The 6878-nt window shown below is 42.1% G+C and carries 8 protein-coding genes; all 8 read left to right on the top strand.

The genetic code is table 11. The annotated features are described in order from the left end of the window. Positions 1-595: 595 nt before the first annotated feature. Positions 596-2506 (top strand): DUF294 nucleotidyltransferase-like domain-containing protein, encoded by a 1911-nt coding sequence (locus NT178_00130; protein MCX5810945.1) that lies wholly within the window; start codon positions 596-598, stop codon positions 2504-2506. Positions 2507-2655: 149 nt separating this feature from the next. Beyond that, positions 2656-2976, top strand: a complete 321-nt coding sequence (locus tag NT178_00135) for a metalloregulator ArsR/SmtB family transcription factor (protein ID MCX5810946.1) — start codon at positions 2656-2658, stop codon at positions 2974-2976. 42 nt (positions 2977-3018) lie between these two features. Continuing rightward, the gene (locus tag NT178_00140) at positions 3019-3966 is read left to right on the top strand and encodes a permease (GenBank protein MCX5810947.1); all 948 of its coding nucleotides are present in this window, start codon (positions 3019-3021) and stop codon (positions 3964-3966) included. A 34-nt stretch (positions 3967-4000) separates the two neighbouring features. After that, positions 4001-4228 (top strand): thioredoxin family protein, encoded by a 228-nt coding sequence (locus NT178_00145; GenBank protein MCX5810948.1) that lies wholly within the window; start codon positions 4001-4003, stop codon positions 4226-4228. Between the two features lie 29 nt (positions 4229-4257). Next, positions 4258-4623, top strand: coding sequence for a putative zinc-binding protein (locus NT178_00150; protein ID MCX5810949.1), 366 nt, complete (start codon positions 4258-4260; stop codon positions 4621-4623). A gap of 59 nt (positions 4624-4682) precedes the next feature. Further along, complete coding sequence (locus tag NT178_00155; protein ID MCX5810950.1) at positions 4683-5294, top strand: thioredoxin domain-containing protein; 612 nt, start codon at positions 4683-4685, stop codon at positions 5292-5294. Positions 5295-5484: 190 nt separating this feature from the next. Beyond that, on the top strand, positions 5485-6579 hold the full coding sequence (gene arsB / locus NT178_00160) for an ACR3 family arsenite efflux transporter (protein ID MCX5810951.1): 1095 nt from the start codon (positions 5485-5487) through the stop codon (positions 6577-6579). Positions 6580-6677: 98 nt separating this feature from the next. Next, positions 6678-6878, top strand: a 201-nt coding sequence (locus NT178_00165; protein ID MCX5810952.1) for a hypothetical protein, incomplete at its 3' end; no start/stop codon positions are given.

Here is a 6878-nt window from a genome sequence, read left to right on the forward strand (position 1 = left end):
ATCATCACTGCATTCCATGATATGGATACAAAGATAAAAGCGGTAAAATCAGGGGCTTTCGAATATATCCCAAAACCTATTGACGTGGAAGAACTCGAAAAAGCAATAGAGCGGGCAATGAAACACCCGTAAAAACAATATCTGTTTAATCCTTATATTACAGAATTATTGCAAAATTACTTTGATACTTTCTCAATATACTTAACCCATATTTTCCATTAAGATAAGTATCGATGTCGGGTTGTCCCCGACAAACACGCTTATTACGATCCAGCGGCTTAATTTGCTCGCCTTCGGCTTCGGAACTTTTGCTTATGCAACGGTTTAATCGCGAAGGAAGTGTTGAGCGACAAAGACCAAGTTTCCTCGCCTCACGACGGTTTGCTCAGGACAACCCGACATTGTTGCCAATGACATATCCGGGATTATTCCCGCAAGTATAATAAATTATCTGGAGTTTCCCCGGTTTTTCATCGGGTGTGGCCGGGAAACTCCAATTTTGTTTTATTGTTGACAACTTATTGTAATCGGGTAAAATTAACTTAACTTCATCGCAAGAATACGCATAAAAAATTATCGTGGAGGGGGGCCCATCGTGAAGACAGAAGATACGGTTGTTTTTTTGAAAAACATAGCACCTTTCTATACACTCGACGAAGCAGACCTTAGTCAAATAGCTAAAAACATGACAGAAGAAAGTTTTTTGCCAAAAGACTTTATTATAAAACAAGGTGTGCACGGGTTAAATTTCTATATCGTAAAAAGCGGCCTTGTAAAAGTATACATTCAGGACAACGGGGGGAATGAGAATATATTAGCCTTTCTTGGCGAAGGTGATTGTTTCGGCGAAATGTCCCTCCTTAGAAATAAACCTACCAACGCCAATGTTCAGACAATGGAGAATGCCGTATGTCTTATATATACAAAGGAGTATTTTTTCGAAATGGTTGAGAGCTATCCCATGTTTATGGACTTTTTCGACCAACTCCTCATGCGCAGAACCAAAAACACATATCAGGAATTCCTGTCAAAGGAGCCTCACGTCACCCAGGTTGAACCCTATCTTTACAGCAAACAGGTAAAGGATATGATGTCCCTGAAACGTGGATTTATCGACGAAAAGAGCACCATAAGGGATGTGGCAAGGGAAATCTTACAAAACAGGATGGGGCCGCGCATTACAATAGATGACCAGGGAAATCCTAAAGGATTGGTCGGCATTTACACAATAGCCAATGCACTGCTCTTTGAGGATGTTGACCCTGGGGACCCGGTAGCGAATGTTGCAGAAAAGGAATTTTATTCCATTGATTGCGATAGCTATTTTTTTGATGCTCTTCATTGCATGATAAAGAACAATACGAACACCCTTGTAGTAACCGAAGAAGAAAAGTCGAAGGGTATTTTGACAGGATTTGACCTTTTGAGGTTCAGAGGCAGAGAAACATTGTCTCTCCTCCGGAATATCGAGGAAGCCCCCGATCTTGTTCAACTCAATATCATGCGTGGCGAGGTGGAAAAAGTGCTCAGAGAGCTTATGGCAGACGGCGCCCTTGCTTCCCATGCCTGCAAGATTGTGAGTGAATTTAATGACAAAGTGGTAAAGAAGGTAATATCCTTTGCCGAGGATGCCTGTGGTTCTCCCCCTTGTGCATATGCCTGGTTAGGACTGGGGAGTGAAGGCAGGGAAGAACAGACATTATTTACAGACCAGGATAACGCCATTATTTTCAATAATAACCATCAACCAAAGGGGGAGGAAGAATATTTCAAAAAGTTTTCCGACACAGTGGTAAATGGGCTAAACCAATGCGGCATCCCGCTATGCAAGGGTAATATAATGGCTACAAATCCTAAATTTTTTGGTAACATGGAAGAATGGAAGGCAAAAACATCAAAATGGATTAAGTCTATGGATCTTAGCGAAGATGAATTAATGGATACATATGTTTTCCTTGATTTCAGATCATTACATGGCGAGATAGCGCTGGAAAAAGAGCTAAAAATTCACATACTTAAGCTCATCAAGGAAAATCCTGCATTTTTGAAATCTCTAGCTGAAACTATTGTTTCTATCCCTATGCCCATCGGTTTTTTTAAAAATTTCATTGTTGAAAAAAGTGGGGAACACAAGGATAGTTTGAATATAAAGCTCTACGGCCTTGTTCCGCTGATTACCTGTTTAAAAATTATGGCGCTTCAATATGGAATTGCAGAAACGAACACCCTTGAAAGGATAAAATCGCTGGGCCGTCAACGGGCTATTACAACCGATCAGCAGGAAGTGCTCATACAAGCCTTTGAAACCTTTCTCACATTAAAGATAAGGAATAATCTTGCCGACATTGATCAGGGTAGATCTTTTGACAACTTTGTCAAACCTGCAGAGCTGTCCACAAGACAGAAACAGATACTTAAAGAGGCTTTCTGGGCAGTATCGGAATTGCAAAAAATAACACAGAATACGCTAAAAGTGGCTTCACAGGGGTTGGGGGAATTCATATAATAATAAAACAAAGGGTAAAGCAGGCGAAATAGCAACGCAAACCTTGGTAATAAGGGAACCTATTTGGCAAGTTTAGAAAATGTATTTTTTCACTTGACATATTGTTTGCTTGTTGGTTAAAATACCAACAAGCAAACAAGAGGTGAATTTTGATAGGTTTTGAAGAAGCAGAAATAAGAAGCAGAATCATTAAGGCACTGGCACATCCGGTACGGTTGATGATTGTTGATGTGTTAAAAGAAGGAGAAACCCCCTTTTCAAAACTCAACAACCTTTTTGAATCCGATAAATCAACCGTATCAAAGCATTTGCTTGTCCTTAAGGAGGCGGGAATCGTCTCTTCACGGAAAAGCGGGTCAGACATGTTCTATAAACTTGAAGTGCCATGTATTACCGATTTCTTTAGCTGTGTTACAGCAGTTATTGAAAATACCGTAAAAAAGCAGCAGGTTTGTTTATGCAAAAAGTAGAGGATGATTTTTTCACAAAGCGCAAGTTAAGAGGTATATTTCATGCTGAAATTTTTGGCTGACAGTCTGGTTTACACATTGATGGGGATTCAACCGGGGACAAGGTTGGGAGATACCCTCCATTTCTTTCTTTATGACACGGCAAAGGTCTTTCTGCTTTTGATTACTATCATATTCGTTGTTGCAATTATACGGAGTTTCTTTCCTCCTGAACGTGCCCGCAAACTACTCGGCCATCGCCGGGAATATGTGGGGAATTTTCTCGCTGCGTTGCTTGGTATCGTTACACCATTTTGCTCCTGCTCTGCAGTGCCCATGTTTATCGGTTTTATTGAATCAGGACTGCCCCTGGGGGTAACCTTTTCCTTTCTCATCTCCTCGCCTGCCGTAAACGAGGTAGCCCTGGTCATGCTCTGGGGTCTGTTCGGGTGGAAGATTGCCCTCCTCTATACCGCTACAGGCATTGCAGTCGCCTTCTTTGGCGGTATTATTATTGGAAAACTGAAATTAGAAAACCAGGTTGAAGACTATGTCTACCAGATCAAGATGGGTGAAGCCGAAATAGCCGTTCCCACATGGAAGGAACGGATCGAATATGCCCGGGGCTACACGAAAGACATTCTGAAGAAAGTATGGATTTTTGTTATTGTTGGGATCGGTTTCGGGGCCTTAATCCATGGCTATGTTCCAATGGACTACGTCTTGAAATATGCCGGACGGGACAATCCCTTTGCCGTAATAGTGGCTGTTCTTCTGGGTATTCCGCTCTATTCTAATGCCGCCGGCACCATTCCCATTATTCAGGCTCTGGTCGGGAAAGGTCTCCCAATGGGCACAGCGCTTGCCTTCATGATGTCTATCGTTGCTATATCAGCGCCGGAGATTATTATCCTTCGCAATGTTATCAAGCCAAAGCTCCTTGCCATTTTTACCGGGATCGTAGCTACGGCAATTATTATTGTGGGCTATTTATTCAATATTATTCTATAAGGAGTTTAAAAAACATATTTAAGGAGGTGGATTTATGAAGATTCATATTTTAGGATCAGGTTGTCAGAACTGTATGAAACTCGCAAAAAACGCAGAAGAAGCGGCAAAAGCAAAAGGAACTGAATGTGAAGTTATAAAGATAACTGATATTAAGGAAATTATGAGTTATGGCGTTATGCAAACACCAGCCATCGTAATCGACGGCAAAGTAAAAAGCGTCGGCAGAGTGCTTTCCGTAGAAGAGATTAAGAAACTGCTATGAAAAAGGGGTCAAGAACGAGGAGGAAAACCATGCTGGAAGAAAAAGATCTTTGTTGCAACGGGAGCGCAAAAACACTGATTCTTGCCTGTGCAGGCGGGTCAAACACGGGACAAATCTCGAACAAGGCAATGATCGAGCTTGAAAAAAGGGGCATGGGGAACGCCTACTGTCTTGCCGGTGTAGGCGCTGATCTGTCCGGTTTTGTAGAGAGCGCGCGGGCAGCCAATACAATCCTCATCGACGGATGCCCTATAGGATGCGGAAAAAAGTCATTTGAGAAACACGGTATTACACCTACACGTTATATTGTAGTCACGGAACTCGGCATTGAAAAGAATCACAACTTTGACAACCTTGAAGCAGAGACCGAGGAAGCGATCAGGAAAATGCTTTAAGGGCAGGCACGACACAACACGTTATTGCACATATTGTCTTGCATTTTGGAGGTGTACACATGGGTATTTTTCCCCCGAATATTTGCAAACCTAAAGGCAAACAGGTTATCCTTTTTATAGCAATCTGCCTTGTCATCTTTGCCTTTTTCTTCAAGGGTTTCACTGCCCCCGTGTTTGCTGCAGAAGCCCTTGTCCCTTCTTTCGGCATGGGAAAGATAAATGTAAGGCTATACACCGACTATTTCTGCTCGCCATGCAGGGACATGGAACCGAACGTGGAACCCATTATATCAGAGCTTGTAAAAAAGAATGTTATTAATATCACCTTTGTCGATACTCCTTTTTCCAGAGCCTCCATGCTGTATGCACGGCACTTTCTATATATCATGAATGAGAAAAAGGATTTCGACCATGTTCTCAATGCACGGTCTGTTCTGATCGGAGCATCCCTTGAAAAGATAACCGAAGAGGCAAAACTCGAGGAATATCTTAGAGATAAAGGGATTAAATTCAAACCTTTCGATGTAAAGCCTGTGTTTAATATCCTGAATAATTACCTGAAAGAGGACAAGATACAGGCAACGCCAGCCTGCGTCGTAGATCAGGATGGAAAAATAGAGCGGTACAGCGGCGGATCTGACATTATCAAAGCTCTTAAGAATCTGAAATAGGAGATGCAAAAAAAACCGCAATAAAATAAATTGATACGGAGATTTTAATGAAAAAACTATTTACTTTTTTCTATATTCCTGTTCAACGAGCTGTAAAGTGCCCCCGAAAGATGCCCAGGGCAACCCGACAGTTATCCAGTATCCGGATAAATAGCCGGAATGTTTTCCATAAAAAGAAGGAGGCGTATAAATGACTGAAGAAGGTATATCAAAAAAACTCTCTTTCCTTGATCGTTTTTTAACATTATGGATTTTTTTGGCAATGTTCATAGGGGTAGGCTGGGGCTATCTTTCTCCCGGCGTTGTTGACTTCTGGAATCAGTTTCAGTCAGGAACAACGAATATCCCTATTGCCATTGGTCTCATATTAATGATGTACCCGCCGTTGGCCAAGGTGAAATATGAAGAGTTGGGAGAGGTATTCAAAAACTACAGAGTATTGATACTCTCCCTCATTCAGAACTGGGTAGTTGGGCCTATCCTTATGTTTGTTCTCGCTATCATCTTCTTAAGGGGCTACCCGGAATACATGGTAGGGCTTATCATGATCGGCCTTGCCCGGTGTATTGCCATGGTCATTGTATGGAATGATCTTGCAAAGGGTGACACAGAATATTGTGCCGGACTGGTCGCCTTCAATTCCATCTTCCAGGTACTTTTCTTCTCCGTCTATGCATACATCTTTATTACCGTCCTGCCCCCAATGCTCGGTCTGAAGGGCGTAGTTGTCAACATCACCATAGGCCAGATTGCGGAAAGTGTCTTTATCTATCTCGGCATCCCTTTTATTGCCGGTGTAATTACCCGCTTTACCCTAATTAAAATAAAGAACAAACAGTGGTATCACGAGAAGTTCATACCAAAGATCAGCCCTATTACTCTGATAGCCCTTCTTTTTACCATCCTTGTCATGTTTTCCCTTAAGGGCGAATATATTGTGAAAATTCCTCTTGATGTGGTGAGGATTGCGATACCTCTTCTGATCTATTTTGTCATTATGTTTGTTGTATCGTTTTATATGAGCACAAAAGCCAAAGCCCATTACGGACAGGCAGCGACCCTCTCATTTACCGCAGCATCGAACAATTTTGAGCTTGCCATTGCAGTGGCTGTTGCTGTTTTCGGAATAAATTCAGGACAGGCTTTTGCCGCTGTTATCGGGCCGTTGGTTGAGGTGCCGGTTCTCATTAACCTTGTTCATCTTTCTTTATGGATAAAGAGAAAATATTTCCCCTATGCAGTGGAGACACCGACAGGGGTATGCTACTACACGTGCAAGCAGTGAAACTGAATCGTCCCGTACTTGCACTTCAGTACAGGACAATTCAAAGAAGCTTATAGTTGATTTTTAATAGATATGAGATAGTGGATTAGGGAAAACGAATGCATGCCAATCTAATACCGCAACCAAACCCTGAAGAAAAAGAACTTATTGAAAAACGGGTCAGGCTCGCCGATATGGCAGAAAAGCTAAGTCAAAACGAACTGGAGCTGGAGACGATTAAGGCCGATCTTCTGGTTTTTGAGGAAAGGTATCTCCGCACAGTTGGAGTTATGTATGCTGAGCTTGATAAGATCAAGGCA

Source organism: Pseudomonadota bacterium, assembly GCA_026388255.1.
Taxonomy (GTDB): domain Bacteria; phylum Desulfobacterota; class Syntrophorhabdia; order Syntrophorhabdales; family Syntrophorhabdaceae; genus JAPLKB01.